This window comes from Pseudomonas sp. B15(2017) (assembly GCF_002113215.1).
In the GTDB taxonomy this organism is placed as follows: Bacteria; Pseudomonadota; Gammaproteobacteria; order Pseudomonadales; family Pseudomonadaceae; genus Aquipseudomonas.
In genome coordinates this window covers 1-16,140 of record NZ_NEJZ01000025.1, presented here as the reverse complement: position 1 = coordinate 16,140, position 16,140 = coordinate 1, and the positions used below count along the sequence as shown (strand labels likewise).

General features: G+C 62.8%; 20 protein-coding genes and 1 pseudogene. 13 read left to right on the top strand and 8 right to left on the bottom strand.

What is annotated here, in order from left to right:
• Genes CAF73_RS27620 through CAF73_RS27610 form a run of 3 tightly spaced genes read right to left on the bottom strand, consistent with a single transcriptional unit; the run spans position 1 to position 2,589 of the window.
• Positions 1 to 1,266 (bottom strand): ABC transporter permease, encoded by a 1,266-nt coding sequence (locus CAF73_RS27620; protein WP_085697656.1) that lies wholly within the window; start codon positions 1,264 to 1,266, stop codon positions 1 to 3.
• 1 nt (position 1,267) lies between these two features.
• A complete protein-coding gene (locus CAF73_RS27615) occupies positions 1,268 to 1,978 on the bottom strand; it encodes an ABC transporter ATP-binding protein (protein ID WP_085705109.1) in 711 nt (236 codons plus the stop codon).
• 14 nt (positions 1,979 to 1,992) lie between these two features.
• Positions 1,993 to 2,589 carry a DUF2796 domain-containing protein gene (locus CAF73_RS27610; RefSeq protein WP_085705107.1) on the bottom strand — a complete coding sequence of 199 codons (597 nt, stop codon included), beginning with the start codon at positions 2,587 to 2,589 and terminating at the stop codon, positions 1,993 to 1,995.
• A gap of 134 nt (positions 2,590 to 2,723) precedes the next feature.
• On the opposite strand from CAF73_RS27610, the gene CAF73_RS27605 reads away from it, so the two are divergent.
• The gene (locus tag CAF73_RS27605) at positions 2,724 to 3,080 is read left to right on the top strand and encodes a hypothetical protein (RefSeq protein ID WP_085705104.1); all 357 of its coding nucleotides are present in this window, start codon (positions 2,724 to 2,726) and stop codon (positions 3,078 to 3,080) included.
• 4 nt (positions 3,081 to 3,084) lie between these two features.
• On the opposite strand, the gene trxA is transcribed toward CAF73_RS27605, so the two are convergent.
• From trxA to CAF73_RS27590, 3 genes are read right to left on the bottom strand one after another with little or no spacing between them, the layout of a single operon-like run.
• The gene (trxA, locus tag CAF73_RS27600) at positions 3,085 to 3,957 is read right to left on the bottom strand and encodes a thioredoxin (protein WP_085697653.1); all 873 of its coding nucleotides are present in this window, start codon (positions 3,955 to 3,957) and stop codon (positions 3,085 to 3,087) included.
• Between the two features lie 39 nt (positions 3,958 to 3,996).
• A complete protein-coding gene (locus tag CAF73_RS27595; RefSeq protein ID WP_085705102.1) occupies positions 3,997 to 4,653 on the bottom strand; it encodes a methyltransferase in 657 nt (218 codons plus the stop codon).
• Positions 4,650 to 5,114 (bottom strand): YbaY family lipoprotein, encoded by a 465-nt coding sequence (locus CAF73_RS27590; RefSeq protein WP_007955577.1) that lies wholly within the window; start codon positions 5,112 to 5,114, stop codon positions 4,650 to 4,652. The genes CAF73_RS27595 and CAF73_RS27590 overlap by 4 nt, the downstream gene beginning before the upstream one ends.
• A 128-nt stretch (positions 5,115 to 5,242) precedes the next feature.
• Here CAF73_RS27590 and nrdR point away from each other — a divergent pair, with 128 nt between their 5' ends.
• From nrdR to CAF73_RS27530, 12 genes are all read left to right on the top strand, one after another.
• Positions 5,243 to 5,707: a transcriptional regulator NrdR gene (gene nrdR, locus CAF73_RS27585; RefSeq protein ID WP_007906838.1), complete on the top strand. Its 465-nt coding sequence runs from the start codon at positions 5,243 to 5,245 to the stop codon at positions 5,705 to 5,707.
• Entirely contained in the window at positions 5,704 to 6,822 is a 1,119-nt protein-coding gene (ribD, locus tag CAF73_RS27580; RefSeq protein ID WP_085705100.1) for a bifunctional diaminohydroxyphosphoribosylaminopyrimidine deaminase/5-amino-6-(5-phosphoribosylamino)uracil reductase RibD, read from the top strand. Before nrdR ends, ribD begins: the two co-directional genes overlap by 4 nt.
• A 62-nt stretch (positions 6,823 to 6,884) precedes the next feature.
• Positions 6,885 to 7,547, top strand: a complete 663-nt coding sequence (locus CAF73_RS27575; RefSeq protein WP_085697650.1) for a riboflavin synthase — start codon at positions 6,885 to 6,887, stop codon at positions 7,545 to 7,547.
• Positions 7,548 to 7,563: 16 nt separating this feature from the next.
• Entirely contained in the window at positions 7,564 to 8,655 is a 1,092-nt protein-coding gene (gene ribBA, locus CAF73_RS27570; RefSeq protein WP_085697649.1) for a bifunctional 3,4-dihydroxy-2-butanone-4-phosphate synthase/GTP cyclohydrolase II, read from the top strand.
• A 91-nt stretch (positions 8,656 to 8,746) separates the two neighbouring features.
• Positions 8,747 to 9,223, top strand: coding sequence for a 6,7-dimethyl-8-ribityllumazine synthase (gene ribE / locus CAF73_RS27565; protein ID WP_003228649.1), 477 nt, complete (start codon positions 8,747 to 8,749; stop codon positions 9,221 to 9,223).
• Positions 9,220 to 9,720, top strand: coding sequence for a transcription antitermination factor NusB (nusB, locus tag CAF73_RS27560; protein WP_007955566.1), 501 nt, complete (start codon positions 9,220 to 9,222; stop codon positions 9,718 to 9,720). Before ribE ends, nusB begins: the two co-directional genes overlap by 4 nt.
• A 27-nt stretch (positions 9,721 to 9,747) precedes the next feature.
• Positions 9,748 to 10,713 (top strand): thiamine-phosphate kinase, encoded by a 966-nt coding sequence (thiL, locus tag CAF73_RS27555; RefSeq protein WP_085705098.1) that lies wholly within the window; start codon positions 9,748 to 9,750, stop codon positions 10,711 to 10,713.
• Positions 10,710 to 11,213: a phosphatidylglycerophosphatase A gene (locus CAF73_RS27550; RefSeq protein ID WP_085697647.1), complete on the top strand. Its 504-nt coding sequence runs from the start codon at positions 10,710 to 10,712 to the stop codon at positions 11,211 to 11,213. The genes thiL and CAF73_RS27550 overlap by 4 nt, the downstream gene beginning before the upstream one ends.
• 28 nt (positions 11,214 to 11,241) lie before the next feature.
• On the top strand, positions 11,242 to 11,967 hold the full coding sequence (locus CAF73_RS27545; protein WP_085705096.1) for an ABC transporter substrate-binding protein: 726 nt from the start codon (positions 11,242 to 11,244) through the stop codon (positions 11,965 to 11,967).
• A gap of 132 nt (positions 11,968 to 12,099) precedes the next feature.
• Complete coding sequence (ribA, locus tag CAF73_RS27540; protein WP_007955551.1) at positions 12,100 to 12,717, top strand: GTP cyclohydrolase II; 618 nt, start codon at positions 12,100 to 12,102, stop codon at positions 12,715 to 12,717.
• A complete protein-coding gene (locus CAF73_RS27535; protein WP_085697645.1) occupies positions 12,714 to 13,133 on the top strand; it encodes an MFS transporter in 420 nt (139 codons plus the stop codon). Before ribA ends, CAF73_RS27535 begins: the two co-directional genes overlap by 4 nt.
• On the top strand, positions 13,133 to 13,933 hold the full coding sequence (locus CAF73_RS27530) for a cobalamin-binding protein (RefSeq protein ID WP_085705094.1): 801 nt from the start codon (positions 13,133 to 13,135) through the stop codon (positions 13,931 to 13,933). The genes CAF73_RS27535 and CAF73_RS27530 overlap by 1 nt, the downstream gene beginning before the upstream one ends.
• Before the next feature lie 124 nt (positions 13,934 to 14,057).
• Here the strand turns inward: CAF73_RS27530 and CAF73_RS27525 are convergent, their stop codons facing one another.
• Complete coding sequence (locus tag CAF73_RS27525) at positions 14,058 to 15,941, bottom strand: TonB-dependent receptor domain-containing protein (protein WP_085705092.1); 1,884 nt, start codon at positions 15,939 to 15,941, stop codon at positions 14,058 to 14,060.
• Between the two features lie 84 nt (positions 15,942 to 16,025).
• A pseudogene (locus CAF73_RS30630) lies at positions 16,026 to 16,140 on the bottom strand (IS110 family transposase); the annotation flags it as partial.

Here is a 16,140-nt window from a genome sequence, read left to right as displayed (position 1 = left end):
TCATAAACGGATCGACAGGCCATCGGCCAAGGATTGGCGATACGCGCGCCAGGCCGGCACGCTGCCCATCAGCAGCGCGGCAGCCAGAATGCCACCGAGCAGCGTCCATTCATACTCGCTTGGCCAGGCCAGCGGCAGATACAAGCCGTAATTGGCCTGCACATAACCCTGAGCGGCGGCGATGCCGAGGTACAGCAACGCCAGCCCGGCGATCACCCCGGTCAGCGCCAGAGCGAACGCTTCCAGCACCAAAAGGCTCGCGATATGCCACGGTCGCGCGCCCACCGAGCGCAGAATCGCCATTTCGCGGCGACGTTCGTTGAGGCTGGTGAGAATCGCCGTGAGCATGCCGATCAACCCGGTCAGCACCACGAACAGCGAGACCACGAACAACGCTTTTTCGGCGGTGCTCATCAGGCTCCACAATTCCTGCAAGGCCACGCCCGGCAGGATCGCCAGCATCGGCTCGCCACGGAATTCGTTGATTTCCCGTTGCAGCGCGAAGGTGGAGATCTTGCTGTTGAGGCCGAGCATGAACGCGGTGATTGCTTGCGGCGTCAGGTCCATGTTGCGTGCCTGATCGGCGCTGATCCGACCGTTACCACGGGCCGGCACGCCGTTGTGCCAGTCGATGTGGATAGCCTCCATGCCACCGAGGCTGATGTGCAACGTGCGATCCACCGGGGTGCCGGTGCGCTTGAGAATCCCGACCACGGTGAACGGCTTGTCGTCGTGCTTGACCAGGCTGATCGCCGCCACGCCGTGGGCCAGCACCAGCTTGTCGCCGAGCTTGTAATGCAGGGCCTCGGCCACTTCGGCACCGAGCACCACTTCGAACGGATCGGTGGCGAAGGCGCGGCCGTCGGCCAGTTCCAGGTGTTGCTGGCGACCGTACTGGTAATGCTCGAAATAGGCTTGGGTGGTGCCCATCACCCGGTAACCGCGATGGGAATCGCCGAGGGACATCGGGATCGCCCACTTCACCTTCGGGTTGCTGGCGAAGTGTTCGAAGCTGTCCCAGCGGATGTTGTTGGTGGCGTTGCCGATGCGAAATACCGAGTACAGAAGCAAGTTCACCGACCCCGAGCGGGCGCCGACGATCAGGTCGGTGCCGCTGATGGTGCTGGCGAAACTGGCCTTGGCTTCGGTGCGCACCCGCTCGACGGCCAGCAGCAGGCAGACGGAAAGCGCGATGGCGAAAGCAGTGAGCAGAGCGGTGAAACGCCGGTTGGCGAGGCTGGCCATGGCCAGACGGAACAGATACATCTCAGACCTCGGCAGACGTGGCGGCGCGATTGAGTTCGGCCAGGGACAGATGACGGTCGAACAGCGGCGCCAGGCTCTGGTCGTGGCTGACGAACAACAGACTTGATCCCGCTTCGCGGCACTCGGCGAACAGCAGGCGAATGAAGTTTTCCCGGGCGTCGTAATCCAGCGCCGAGGTCGGTTCGTCGGCGATCACCAGTTCCGGCTGACCGATCAACGCTCGGGCCGCGGCGACCCGCTGTTGCTGACCGATCGACAGCGAATCGGCGCGGCGGCTCAGGATGCTTTCGTCCTTCAGGCCCAAGTGGGCGAGCAGGGTGGCGGCAGCCTGATCGACGCTGCCGTGGCGCTGCTTCGCACGCTCGGCACGCAGCCTTGAGAAGTGGCACGGCAGCTCGACGTTCTCGCGCACCGAGAGAAACGGCAGCAGGTTGAACTGCTGGAAAATGTAGCCGGTGTGATCGACGCGAAAACGATCGCGGGCGCCGGCACCCAGTTCGGTCAGCTCTTGGCCGAGCAGCCGAATGCTGCCGCGACCGGGTTTCTGCACCCCGCCGAGCAGGCCGAGCAGGGTGGTCTTGCCGCTGCCGCTGGGGCCCTTGAGGAACAGGGTTTCGCCGGCTTCCAGGCGAAATGCCGGGATATCCAGCAGCGGCGGGTGACCGGGCCAGTTGAAGCCCAGGTCAGACAGTTCGATGAGTGCTTGGGTCATGGCGCCGTTTCGTATCAGAACTTCAGGGCGGCGGCCTTGGCCGTCACTTCCGTGCCTTGCTGGCCGCTCGGGCCGATCAGTTGTACCTGAATTTTCTGGGTGGCCGGGAAGGTATTGAAAAGGTTTGCCAGATCGAGGGTTTTCAACGCACCCGGCGCTGCACAGCTGAACTGGTAGTGGGCGTGGATTTCACTGTGGTCATGATGATGCTCGTGACCATCCTTGCCGGCTTCTTCTTCGTCGTCGTGGTCGTCGGCATCCGGCTTGTCGCCGAACAGCGGGCTTTCCAGTTCCTGGCTGGTGACTTTGCAACCGGCGGCGGCCGGCAGACTGAACAGCGCCAGCGGTTTTTCCAGCTGCGCACGAGCGGCGGCGACTTTGGCCTTGTCGGCATCGCTGGTGGCGACGTGTTCAAAACCCACGAGGTTCATCGCCGGGCTTTCCAGCTCCAGCTCCAGGGTCTGGCCGTCGAGGGCGGCGTTCAGACGACCGACGCCATGTTCGTGGGCACCGAGGCTGCCGTGCTCATGGTCGTGATCATGCTCATCGGCGGCATGGGCGATGGCCAGCGGCAACAGGGCAAACGGCAAAGCGAGCAGCAGACGACGCATGGCGGTCTCCGGGAAGTAAAGTGAAGAGTTTGTTATGTAATCTTATAACGAAAGTGCGCAGAGTTTGCCCGCCCGCTTGGCGTTATACAAGTCCCATGGGAGCATGCAGGTCAGAAATGTGCGGGAGCGAAGTTATGGTGCGGATACGCGGAACCGTCGGTGCGTTGCCGGTGGATTTGACCCTGGAACTGGATGAAAGCGACTGGGCGCGGCTCGGTGCGCAGTTGGGTATGCCGGTGCAGGCCGCCCAGCCGCAAGCTGCTGCAGCGTCTGCGGCGAAACCGGTGAATCAGGATGACGCGTTGTGGCAGGTCGCCAGGGATTTGCTGCGCAAGGCCGGGCAACTCAGCGGGCCGGAGGTGCTGGATCAGCTCGAAGGACTGACCGGCAGCGCAGCGGCGGGCAAGCGCTTGCTGGTGCGCCTGCGTCATTCGGCCGATGTGAAAGTGCTGAGCGGCGGTGATACGCCGCTCTACAGCTGGATCGAATAAGCGCTTAGTACAGCGCGGCAAACACCTTGCGCCGGTAAGCGGTCACCAGTGGGTGATCGTTGCCCAGCAGCTCGAAGACTTGCAGCAAGGTCTTGTGCGGCAGACCTTCGCTGTAGCTGCGGTTGCGGATGAACAGCTTGAGCAGTGCGTCCAGCGCCGCTTCGTATTGCTGACGGGCCAGTTGCTGGATCGCCAGTTGATACACCGCTTCATCGTCCTGCGGGTTCTGCGCCAGACGGCTTTTCAGGTCGGCGGCATCCGGCAGGTCACGGGCCAGGCCGAGGAACTTGATCTGCGCCTTGGCACCGGCCAGTGCAGCCTTGTGTTCGTCGCTCTTGACCGCGTCGAGCACGGTTTGCGCCTCACCCAGTTCACCGCGTTCAGTCAGGCAGCGAGCGTAGAGAATCAGTGCCTTGGCGTTGGTGTTGTCTTCGCCCAGCAGCGTCACCAGTGTCGCTTCCGCGTCGGCGTAACGGCCTTCGTCAAACAGTGCCTGAGCCTGTTCGAACGGATCGGCGGCGGACGGTGCCGGCATCTGCACATGCGGTTCAAGCAGGGCGCGCACCGCGGATTCCGGTTGCGCACCGGCAAAGCCGTCCACCGGTTGGCCGTCCTTGAACAGCACCACGGTCGGCAGGCTGCGGATGCCGAAACGGGCGACGATGTCCTGCTCGATATCGCAATTGACCTTGGCCAGCAGCAACTCGCCCTGATAGCTCTCGGCGATGCCTTGCAACATCGGCATCAGCGCCTTGCATGGCGCACACCATTCGGCCCAGAAGTCCACCAGCACCGGTTTTTGAAAGGAGGCCTCGATCACCGACTGGTCGAAGTCGGCCGTCGTGGCGTCGAAGATGTACGGCGTTTGCTGACTCATGGGGTCTCTCGTGAAAGCGTGAATGGGGCAACTATACGGTCAGGCACGGGCCGCATGGTAGAGGCTGACATGGCGAAACTCTTCGGGCTCGGCCAGATCCGGCAGGGTCATGGCTTCGAGCATTTCGATGCGCCGGTACAGCGGATGCCGGAAATCCCGAACCCGCGAATCCGCCACCAGCGCTTCGCGGCCACGGCTCAGGAAGGCGTCGAGCAGCGGCAGGTTTTCCCTGTCATACAGAACGTCGGCCACCAGGATCAGATCGAAGCGATCCGCTTCGGCGAAGAAATCCGTGGAATAACTCATCTGCACATCATTGAGTTCGGCATTCGCCCGACAGGCGGCAATCGCCAGCGGATCCAGGTCGCAGGCCACGACTTCCAGTGCGCCGGCCTTCACCGCCGCGATCCCGGCGATCCCGGAACCAGCGCCGAAATCCAGCACCCGCTTGCCGCGAACCCACGAGGGAAACGCCGCCAGATACCGCGCCACTGCCAGACCACTGGCCCAGCAGAAACTCCAGTAGGGCGGTTCATGCAGGATGCGTTGGGTTTCTTCCTGACTGAATTCGCGCGCCATGTTGTCGCCGTCAATCAGCCACAGCCGCAAATCGGTGTCCGGCAACGCACAGGCCTTCAGTCGCGCGTCACCGAGCAATTGGCCCAGCGACCGTTGCAGGTCTTGCGGTGCATTCATGGTGCTTTGACAAATTGCAGTTGGCCCAGGGCCTGGGTGGTCGGCTGAGTGATGGTCTGCGACGGCAGGTGCAGGATCAACTGGCCGGACTGGCTGGCGCGGCCGCGCAATTCAACCCGCGCGCCGACCGGGAAAGCGTCGGGGTTGAAGCGCAGGTGGAACGGCAGAATCTGGTTGTTGCCGATCAGACTGGAACTGGCGAGCAATTGTTGCGGGCGATCCTTGGCGTCGATCACCAGCAGCGCCAGTTCGACTTCGGCGCCGGCCGGCACGCCTTGCAGGGTGCCGCTCAGTTCCCGTTGATACGCGGGCAGCGGGCCGAGGTCGGCGGCTTCCCGGGCTTTTTTCTGCGCCTGTTGCGGCGCCGGGCCCGGTGTTGGCGGCTGAGGCTTGGGCGCATCGCTGCCACAGGCCACCAGCAGGCTGAAAACACTGAGCAAAACGAGCGGTCGTAAGGACATTGGCGGCTCCAGCAAAATGAAATCCATGGATCAAACGATCATGGCAGTCTGTATACCGCAAAGCCTATGGCTTGTCTTGCCACCGGGATGCGCTACCATGGCCCTCCCTTTTTTTGTTGCCAGCCACCATGCACTGTCCCTTCTGCGGTGCCAACGACACCAAGGTCATCGACTCGCGTCTGGTCGCCGAGGGCGAACAGGTGCGCCGCCGGCGTGAATGCCTGGCCTGCGGCGAACGTTTCACGACGTTCGAGACGGCCGAACTGGTGTTGCCGCGCCTGATCAAAACCGACGGCAGCCGCCAACCGTTCGACGAAGAAAAACTCCGCGCCGGCATGCAACGCGCCCTGGAGAAACGTCCGGTGAGCGTCGAGCGCCTCGAATCCTCGCTGGTCCATATCAAACACAAGCTGCGCGCCACCGGCGAGCGCGAGGTCAAATCCCTCGTGGTCGGCGAACTGGTGATGGCCGAGCTGAAAAAGCTCGATGAAGTCGCCTACATCCGTTTCGCATCCGTGTACCGCCGCTTCCAGGACCTCAACGAATTCCGCGAAGAGATCGACCGCCTTGCCCGTGAACCGGTGAAAGAATGACCACCGCCGCCGAGCAGGCCATCCTCGACGCCCGCTTCATGGCCCGGGCCCTGGAACTGGCGCGCAAGGGGCATTACACGACTCATCCCAATCCACGGGTCGGCTGCGTGATCGTGCGCGACGGGCAGATTGTCGGCGAAGGCTGGCATGAACGCGCCGGCGAACCGCACGCCGAAGTCCACGCCCTGCGCGCCGCCGGTGAGCAGGCCCGGGGCGCGACCGCTTACGTCACCCTCGAACCTTGCAGCCACCACGGCCGCACGCCGCCGTGCGCCGATGCGCTGGTGAACGCCGGTGTTGGCCGGGTGGTCGCGGCAATGCGTGATCCGAATCCACAAGTCGCCGGACGCGGTCTGCAGCGTCTGGCCGATGCCGGTATCGCCACCGAAAGCGGCGTACTGGAAATTGAAGCGCGCAAGCTCAATCAAGGTTTTCTGAAACGCATGGAACACGGCTTGCCGTTTGTGCGGGTCAAGTTGGCCATGAGCCTCGACGGCCGCACGGCAATGGAAAGCGGCGAGAGCCAATGGATCACCGGCCCGGCCGCGCGTTCTGCAGTGCAGCGTTTGCGCGCCCAGGCCAGCGTGGTACTGACCGGTGCCGACACGGTGCTGGCCGATGGCGCACGCCTGACGGTGCGCGGCGACGAGCTGGGGCTGGATGACGAACAAACCGCGCTGGCCCTGAGCCGTCCGCCGCTGCGGGTGCTGATCGACGGGCGTCTGCGAGTGCCGCTGGATGCGCCGTTCTTCAAGGCCGGCCCGGCGCTGGTCGCCACCTGCGTGGCCATCGAAGAACAGTACGCCAACGGCCCGGAATGCCTGAACGTGCCGGGCGATGATGGTCAGGTCGATCTGCATCAGTTGCTGATCGAGCTGGCCAACCGAGGTGTCAACGAAGTCCTGGTCGAGGCCGGCCCGCGACTGGCCGGCGCATTTGCCCAGCTCGGTCTGGTCGATGAGTTCGTGATCTTCATCGCCGGCAAGTTCCTCGGCTCCACGGCGCGTCCGCTTCTGGACTGGCCGCTCGCTTATATGAAGGATGCGCCGGAGCTGAAAATCACTGAAATTCGCGCGGTTGGCGATGACTGGCGAGTCACTGCAATCCCTGTCTGATCAGCGAGCGTATAATTCCCGGCCATCGCGTTAGCGCTGGCTTCGTTCTCAAGGAGAACCCCATGTTTACCGGCATCATCGAATCCATCGGCAGTATCCGCGCACTGACCCCAAAGGGCGGTGATGTGCGGGTGCATGTCGAAACCGGCAAGCTCGACCTGAGCGACGTCAAACTCGGCGACAGCATCGCGGTCAACGGCGTGTGCCTGACCGCCGTGGAACTGCCGGGCAACGGCTTCGCTGCCGACGTCAGTCGCGAAACCCTCGACTGCACCGCCATGAATGACCTGAAAAGCGGCAGCCCGGTCAACCTGGAGAAAGCCCTGACCCCGACCACCCGTCTCGGCGGCCATCTGGTCAGCGGTCACGTCGACGGTGTCGGCGAAGTGGTCTCGCGCAGCGACAATGCCCGCGCCGTGGAATTTCGCATCCGCGCGCCGAAAGAGCTGGCCAGGTACATCGCCCACAAAGGCTCGATCACCGTCGACGGCACCAGCCTGACCGTGAACGCGGTCGATGGCGCCGAATTCCTGCTGACGATCATTCCGCACACCCTGAGCGAAACCATCATGGCGTCCTACAAGCCAGGTCGCCGGGTGAACCTGGAAGTCGACTTGCTGGCGCGTTATCTCGAGCGTCTGCTGTTGGGCGACAAGGCTGCAGAGCCAACGTCTGGCGGCATCACTGAAAGCTTTCTGGCCGCCAACGGCTACCTCAAATCCTGACTGAAGGGGGTGCCTTGTGGCGCTCAATAGCATCGAAGAACTGGTTGAAGACATCCGCCAAGGCAAGATGGTCATCCTCATGGATGACGAAGACCGCGAGAACGAAGGCGACCTGATCATGGCCGCCGAGTGCTGCAAGGCCGAGCACATCAACTTCATGGCCAAGTACGCCCGTGGCCTGATCTGCATGCCGATGAGCCGCGAGCGCTGCGAAACCCTGAAGCTGCCGCTGATGGCGCCACGCAACGGTTCCGGTTTCGGCACCAAGTTCACCGTCTCGATCGAAGCGGCCGAAGGCGTGACCACCGGTATCTCCGCCGCTGACCGCGCGCGCACCGTGCAAGCGGCGGCTGCGAAAGACGCCAAGGCTGAAGATATCGTCAGCCCGGGCCACATCTTCCCGCTGATGGCCCAGGCCGGTGGCACCCTGGCCCGAGCCGGTCACACTGAAGCGGCCTGCGACCTGGCACGCATGGCCGGTTTCGAGCCAAGCGGCGTGATCTGCGAAGTGATGAATGACGACGGCACCATGTCCCGTCGCGCCGAGCTGGAAGCCTTTGCTGCTGAGCACGACATCAAGATCGGTACCATCGCCGACCTGATTCACTACCGGATGATCCACGAACGTACCGTTCAGCGGATTGCCGAGCAGCCGCTGGACAGCGAACTGGGCCAATTCAACCTGGTGACCTATCGTGATTCCGTGGAAGGCGACGTGCACATGGCACTGACCCTGGGCACTGTTTGCGCCGAAGAACCGACCCTGGTTCGCGTGCACAACATGGACCCGCTGCGCGACCTGTTGATGGTCAAGCAACCGGGCCGCTGGAGCCTGCGCGCCGCCATGGCTGCGGTTGCCGAGGCCGGCAGCGGTGTGGTGTTGTTGCTGGGTCACCCGCTGGATGGCGACGTGTTGCTGGCGCACATCCGTGAAACCGGCGATCAGGCGACGGTGAAAAAACCGACCACCTACAGCATCGTCGGTGCCGGTTCGCAGATCCTGCGTGACCTCGGCGTGCGCAAAATGCGCCTGATGTCTGCGCCGATGAAGTTCAATGCGATATCCGGTTTCGATCTGGAAGTTGTAGAATACGTGCCCTCCGAATAATGACCGGTTGTTTCCGGCCCTGTATTCGCGGCAAATAAATCACTGAGGGACGCGAAACAGACGCGTCCCGGCTCTTTAAGAGATCTGACGAATGACCCTGAAGACCATCGAAGGTACCTTCATCGCCCCTAAAGGCCGCTACGCTTTGGTAGTGGGCCGCTTCAACAGCTTCGTGGTTGAAAGCCTGGTCAGCGGTGCAGTTGATGCCCTGGTTCGCCACGGCGTGAGCGAAAGCGACATCACCATCATCCGCGCACCTGGCGCCTTCGAAATCCCGCTGGTTGCGCAGAAAGTCGCCCAGAAAGGCGAGTTCGCAGCAATCATTGCCCTGGGCGCGGTCATTCGTGGCGGCACTCCGCACTTCGAATACGTGGCTGGCGAGTGCACCAAGGGCCTGGCCCAGGTGTCCATGGAATTCGGCGTACCGGTCGCTTTCGGCGTCCTGACCGTTGATTCCATCGAGCAAGCCATCGAACGTTCCGGCACCAAGGCCGGCAACAAAGGTGCTGAAGCTGCCCTGTCCGCTCTGGAAATGGTCAGCCTGCTGGCGCAGTTGGAGGCCAAGTGATTAGCGACGAAAGCGATCGTTTCAACCCGCGCGATCCGAAACCTGCGGATGCCGGCAAACCATCGAAAAGCGCCAAGCGCCGCGAAGCCCGTCAGCTCGCGACCCAGGCCCTGTATCAGTGGCACATGGCTCGGCAGTCGTTGAACGAGATCGAAGCGCAGTTCCGGGTCGATAACGATTTCACCGATGTCGACGGTGCCTACTTCCGCGAAATCCTGCACGGGGTTCCGCAGTTCAAGACCGAAATCGACAACGCGCTCACGCCTTGCCTGGACCTGGCGATCGAAGAGCTGGACCCGGTTGAACTGGCGGTTCTGCGCCTGTCCACCTGGGAACTGCTCAAGCGCGTTGACGTGCCGTACCGCGTTGTGATCAACGAAGGTATCGAACTGGCCAAGGTGTTCGGTTCGACCGACGGCCACAAGTTCGTCAACGGCGTGCTCGACAAGCTGGCTCCGCGCCTGCGTGAAGCTGAAGTGAAGGCGTTCAAGCGCTGATCGGCGCTTGAATACTTCTTCTCAGCCATGGGCGAGTTTGAGCTGATCCGCAATTTCTTCGCCGCCGCGCCTTGTGCGCAGGGCGGCGAAGGCGTTGCACTGGGGATCGGCGATGACTGCGCCTTGCTGGCAATTCCCTCCGGGGAACAGCTGGCGGTTTCCACCGATACGCTGGTGGCCGGCGTGCATTTCGCCGATCCCTGCGATCCGTTTCTGCTCGGTCAGCGCTCGCTGGCCGTGGCGGTCAGCGACCTTGCTGCCATGGGCGCCACGCCCGTTGCCTTTACCCTTGCCCTGACCTTGCCGACGGTGACCGCCGATTGGCTGCAAGCCTATGCCCGTGGTTTGAACCGCATGGCGCAGGGCTGCGGCGTGGCGCTGGTCGGCGGCGACACGACGCGCGGGCCGTTGAGCCTGACCGTCACGGTGTTCGGCCGCGTCCCGGCCGGCAAAGCGCTGACCCGCAGCGGCGCGCAGCCGGGCGATCTGCTGTGTGTCGGCGGCGAACTGGGCAATGCCGCCGGGGCCTTGCCGCTGGTGCTGGGGCAGCGAGACGCCGAACCCCATATTGCCCAACCGCTGCTCGATCATTACTGGTCGCCGCAACCGCAACTCGCCCTCGGCCAGGCCCTGCGTGGCAAGGCCACCTCGGCGCTGGACATCTCCGATGGCCTGCTCGCCGATTGCGGTCACATCGCACTGGCTTCGCAGGTGCGCCTCGAAGTCGAGTGTGAGCGTGTTCCATTGTCGGATGCGCTGGTGGCATTTCTCGGTCAGCGCGGCGCCGAACGCGCGGCGTTGAGCGGTGGCGACGATTATGTGCTGGCCTTCACCTTGCCGCCCGTCGAGTTGCCGGCGCTGCTGGCTGATGGCTGGCCGATCCATGTGATCGGCCGCGTGACGCAGGGCCAGGGCGTGGTGCTGCTGGACCGCGACGGGCACGACATCACCCCGCAAATCCGGGGCTATCAACATTTTCAGGAGTCACCGTGACAGATCACCCGAAACAGGTTCCGGCCGAATTCGTTCCGCCGTCGGTCTGGCGCAATCCCTGGCATTTCCTCGCGTTCGGCTTCGGCTCGGGCACCTTGCCCAAGGCGCCGGGCACCTGGGGCTCGTTAGTTGCGCTACCCTTTATCCCGTTGTGGCAGATGCTGCCCGACTGGGGTTACTGGCTGATGCTCGGAATCACCATGCTGTTCGGCTTCTGGCTGTGCGGCAAAGTGGCTGACGATCTGCGGGTGCACGACCACGAAGGCATCGTCTGGGACGAAATGGTCGGGATGTGGATCACCCTGTGGCTGGTGCCGGAAGGCTGGTACTGGTTGCTCGCCGGGTTCCTGGTGTTCCGCTTCTTCGACATTCTCAAGCCGTGGCCGATCCGCTGGATCGACCGGCACGTTCACGGCGGCGTCGGCATCATGCTCGACGATGTGCTGGCCGGCGTGTTCGCCTGGCTGGCGATGCAGGGCCTGGTGTGGCTTTTCGCCTGATTTCCAGGCGTGGATGAGGGACGCAGGGATGACTCGACGCTGGTTGGCGATAGTGGTTTTGACCTTGCTTGGCGCCGTGGCCCAGGCACAGGACGCACCGCCGTCGGTCATTCATCTGGCCAGTGAAGATTGGGAGGACTACACCGCCGCCGATGGCCATGGGCTGGGCTGGGATGTGTTGCGCAAAGTCTTCGAGCCGGCCGGCGTAACCCTGGACATCCGCACCGTGCCCTACACCCGTTCGGTCGGGCTGGTGCAATTGAAGGAAGTCGACGCACTGGTCGGTTCTTACCGCGGTGAAGCCGAGCAGGTCTTGTACCCGAAATGGAATTTCGATTCCGACCACATCTACGCGCTCGGCCTGGCCAGCAATCCGTCGCCAACCCAGGCGACGCTGGGCAAATACCGACTGGCCTGGGTACGCGGCTATCGCTACGAAACCTACCTGCCGAACGTCAAACGCTTCAACCAGATCGAGCGCCGCACCGGGATCCTGTCGATGCTCAAGCAGGGGCGGGCGGATTACTACATCGATGCGCTGACGGAAATCGAAGCGGTAGTCAGAAACGCCGCCGATCCTTCGCAATACCGTTATTCACATCTGGCGGAACTGCCGCTGTACCTCGGTTTCGCCGACACCCCGCAAGCCCGGGCGTTGATGTCGATCTACGACCAGCGCATCGAGCAACTGGTTAAAAGCGGCGAGCTGAAGCCGATCTTCGAGCGCTGGAAACAGCCGTATCCGTTCGAGTAAGGGCGATAACGAAGGGCCTGTAATCAAACTTTTTGATCGTTATGGCCGATAATTCAGCCTAAGCGCCTGTAGGAACGTGCTGTTACAATGCCGCCCAGCGAATCTCGGACTTTTCAGATCAGGAGCACACCGGTGCCTGTCGTTTTTGTCGCCGCTTCCAAGCTGCCCACTCCTTTTGCGCAATTCACCATGCACGGTTTTCTCGATGAAGCCACCGGCCGCGAGCACGTTGTGCTGAGCCTGGGTGAGATTGCCGACGGTGCCCCGGTACTCGGCCGTCTGCACTCCGAATGCCTGACCGGTGATGCCTTGTTCAGCCAGCGTTGCGACTGCGGTTCGCAACTCGAAGGCGCCCTCAAGGCCATCGCTCGCGAAGGTCGTGGCGTGTTGCTGTATCTGCGTCAGGAAGGGCGCGGCATCGGTCTTTTGAACAAGATCCGTGCCTACGAATTGCAGGACGGCGGCGCCGATACCGTTGAAGCCAACGAGCGCCTGGGCTTTGCCGCCGACCAGCGTGATTACGCCATGTGCCTGCCGATGCTCGAGCATCTGGGCGTCAAGTCCCTGCGCCTGATGACCAACAACCCGCGCAAGGTCAAAGCCTTGACCGACATGGGCATCGTCGTCGCCGAGCGCGTTCCGCTGCACACCGGTCATAACCCGCACAACAAACTCTATCTGGCGACCAAGGCCAGCAAGCTCGACCACATGATGGGCAACGAGCATCAGGGCGAGGTAGACCGGGCGTGACCCGCGGACAAGTGCGGCGCCGTCTGGCGATCGCCTGGTGGAAATACCTGGCGCTGGCGCTGGTGCCGCTGTTCGTGATCAACGGAGTGTTTGGCCAGGGCGAGGCGATTCTGCCGGTCCTGGCGATGCCTTTCTTTATCGCTGGCGTGGCCTCGATGTTTGTCAGCCTGAAGTTTTTCGGGCGCTACAAACATGCGCTGATCGCCACGCAAAAAGCCCTCGATACCCCTGAAGAACCCGCTGCCTGGATTGCCTTGGCAGCCTGCCTTCGCCGTGCATTTGTGGTCGCGGCGCTGCCGGCCTGGATCGGCGCGCTGGCGGTGTTCGTCGGCCTTGAAGCGGTGCCGCTGATGTTGCTGGCGCTGTCGACGGCGGTGCTGTTCTACCTCTACCGTATCCCGCGTCAACTCGCTTGATGCGGCGTCTCTGGCTGGCGGTTCTGCTGCTGGCCGTCAGCGGTGAAACGCTGGCCGCCCTGCGGGTGGTCAGCCTTGCGCCCTCCCTGTCGGAAATCGTGGTTGAACTGGATTCGGCCGACCTGCTGGTCGGGGTGCTGGATGCCGGTGAGCGGCCATCCGCGATCAAGGACGTGCCTTCGGTGGGCCGTTACGGCCAGCTCGACATGGAACGGCTGCTCAGCCTCAAGCCTGACTTGTTACTGTTGTGGCCCGGCAGTGTCGGCCCGGCCCAGCGCGATCAGCTCAAGCGCCTGAATATCCCGACTTTCGTTGCCGAACCCCGCAGTCTCGAACAGCTGGCCGCGCAGATTGAAGCCATCGCGACGCAGCTCGGTCGTCCTGTGCGTGGGGTCGAACGGGCCCGCGAGTTGCGGCAAAAACTCGATAAACTGCGCCAGCGCTACCGGCGGGAAGTGCCTCTGCGGGTGTTCTATCAAGTCTGGGACAAGCCGCTGTACACCATCGGCGGCGGGCAGATCATCAGCGATGCGCTTGAAGTGTGCGGTGCGCGCAACGTGTTCGGCGACTTGAGCCTGCCCGCGCCGCAGGTAAGCATCGAGGCGGTTTTACAGCGTGATCCCGAGGTGATTCTGGCCGGCGATCAGCCACAACTGAATGCGTGGAATGCCTGGCCGCAGGTGGCGGCGGTGAAGCACAGGCAGCTGCTGTTGGTCACCGACAAAGGTCTGGAGCGTCCGAGCGGGCAGATGATCGAAGCGACCGCCAAGCTTTGCCAACTGATCGCGCCAGACCGCTGAGACCGCAGCGCCTGCATTCGCGAGCAAGCTCGCTCCCACAAGTATCGGGCTGAACCTGTGGGGGCGAGCTTGCTCCGGGCGGCGATCCGACGATGAGGCCCGTCAAGGCAGCGAAAATCCCGGATCAGAGCTGCGGCGTCCAGGTCACGCCGAACATGAACGCCCGACCTTCCTCGCGATAGCCATACTGACTGCCGTCATGGCTGTACAGCGCCCGGCTGTAACCCTTGTCCAGCAGGTTATCGACCTTGAAATCCAGCTTGATCTCACGGTTCAGCGCCCAGCTGCTGCGCAGCCCGAGCAGCGCGTATCCGCCAAGCGGTTGTTGATTGTTGAGGTCGTCATAACTGCTGCTGACAGCCTGCCAACTGGCCCCGAGGCCGAGGCGGTCGAATTGCCGATCCAGATCCCAGCTCAAGGTGCGGCGGGCACGCCGCGCCAATGTGTGGCCGGTGTCGCGGTCGCGGGGATCGATGATCGCCACGCCCAGATTGCTCTGCCAGCCGAACAGCTGCTGTTTCAGCGCTGCTTCGAAGCCGTTGATCCGCGCCGAGGCGACGTTTTCCGGGCGTGAGTTGCTGCCGAAGATGATCGCGTCTTCCAGATCGGTCCGATACAGCGACGCTTCGAGGCGAGTGCTGTCGCTCAACTGGCTGCGCCATTGCAGTTCGTAGCTTTTCGAGGTTTCCGGTTTCAGGTCGGGATTGCTGAAGTCCGGGTAGTACAGGTCGTTGAAGGTCGGCGCACGGAAGCCTTCGCTGTAGCTGAGCAACAGGTCGTTGTCCGGGTTGACCGGCAACGTCAGCGTGCCGCTCCAGCTGTTCTGGCCGCCGAACTGCTGGTTGTCGTCACGGCGCAGGCCCAGTTCGGTGGAAAAACTGTCGGCCTGGAAGCGATGCTGGATGAACGCGGCGCGGTTCCAGCGACTGTCTTCGGCGAACTCGGTGCTGCTGTTGATCCGGTCTTCGTACCAGTCGCCGCCGAGGATCAGGCTGTTGCGTGAATCCAGCGTCAGGTCGTTCTGCCAGGTCACCGAGTCGCGGTAGGTGTTGAACACCGAGCGCTCGTCGCTGAGCTTGTCGAAAGACTTCTCGCGGTTTTCGCTGTGGCCAAGCTCCAGGCGCGACTTCCAGCGCTCATTGATCCGCGCGTCGATGTAGCTGCTGAAACTGCTGACGGCGAAATCGCTGTAGGGCTGCTGCTGGAGGGAGTCGAAGGTCACCGGGTCGAAGCGCCCGAACGGGTTGTCGAATTCGCTTTTGCCACGGTTATCCAGCAGGTTGGCGCCGACTTCGATGTCATCGGTCAGCGCATGGCTGAGGCTCAGGCTGAAGGATTTATTGCGGTAGGCATCGTGATCGCTGTCGCTGGGATACGAATCGTGGGTGCGGTCGAGGCCGGCGGTTTCATCGAGGCTGGCGCCGAGGTTGAAGCGGGTTTTCTCATCACCGCCGGAGAGGCCGACGCTGCGCTCCCAGGTCTGATTGCTGCCGAAGCCGACATGCATCCGCGGCTGCAGGCCCTGTTCGCCGCCGCGCCGGGTGAAGATCTGGATCACCCCGCCGATCGCGTCGCTGCCGTAAATGACCGAGCGCGATCCGCGCAGTACCTCGACACGCTCGATCTGTTCGATGTTGAGGTGTTGCAGGTTGCTGTCGCCGGAGGTGGCGTTGCCGATGCGCTGGCCGTCGACCAGCACCAGGCTCTGCGCCGATTGCGTGCCACGAATGTAGATTCCCGGCAGGCTGCCGCGTCCGCCGGTTTGCGCGACTTGTACGCCCGGTACCCGTTGCAGCAGATCGGTGACGCTGCTCGGTTGCAGGCGCTCGATGTCTTCGCGGGTGAACACGGTGTTGGCGGCGCTGCTGTCGTTGCGCGCCTCGACCTGGCGGTTGGCGCTGATCAGCACGTCCGGCAGCTTCAGGGCCTGATCGCGTTCGAAGGTGTCGGCCAGGGCGTTGGCGGTTGGCAGCAGCAGGAGGGGCAGGGCGAGGCGCGAGAGGTTCATCGGAGTCCGTTGGTACATAAAGCGAATTGAATTTTGAAAGCTGCACAAACCACTGTGGGAGATTCTATGGTTTAGGGGAAACCCTCAACTTGCTTTCGGCTGGTATTCGCTCTGCCCCTTTAGTAGTGCGAATACGACCCGAGCAAGTTTACGGGCCAGAATCACCAGTGCCTGAGTGGTGCTGAACCCTTTAGCTCGT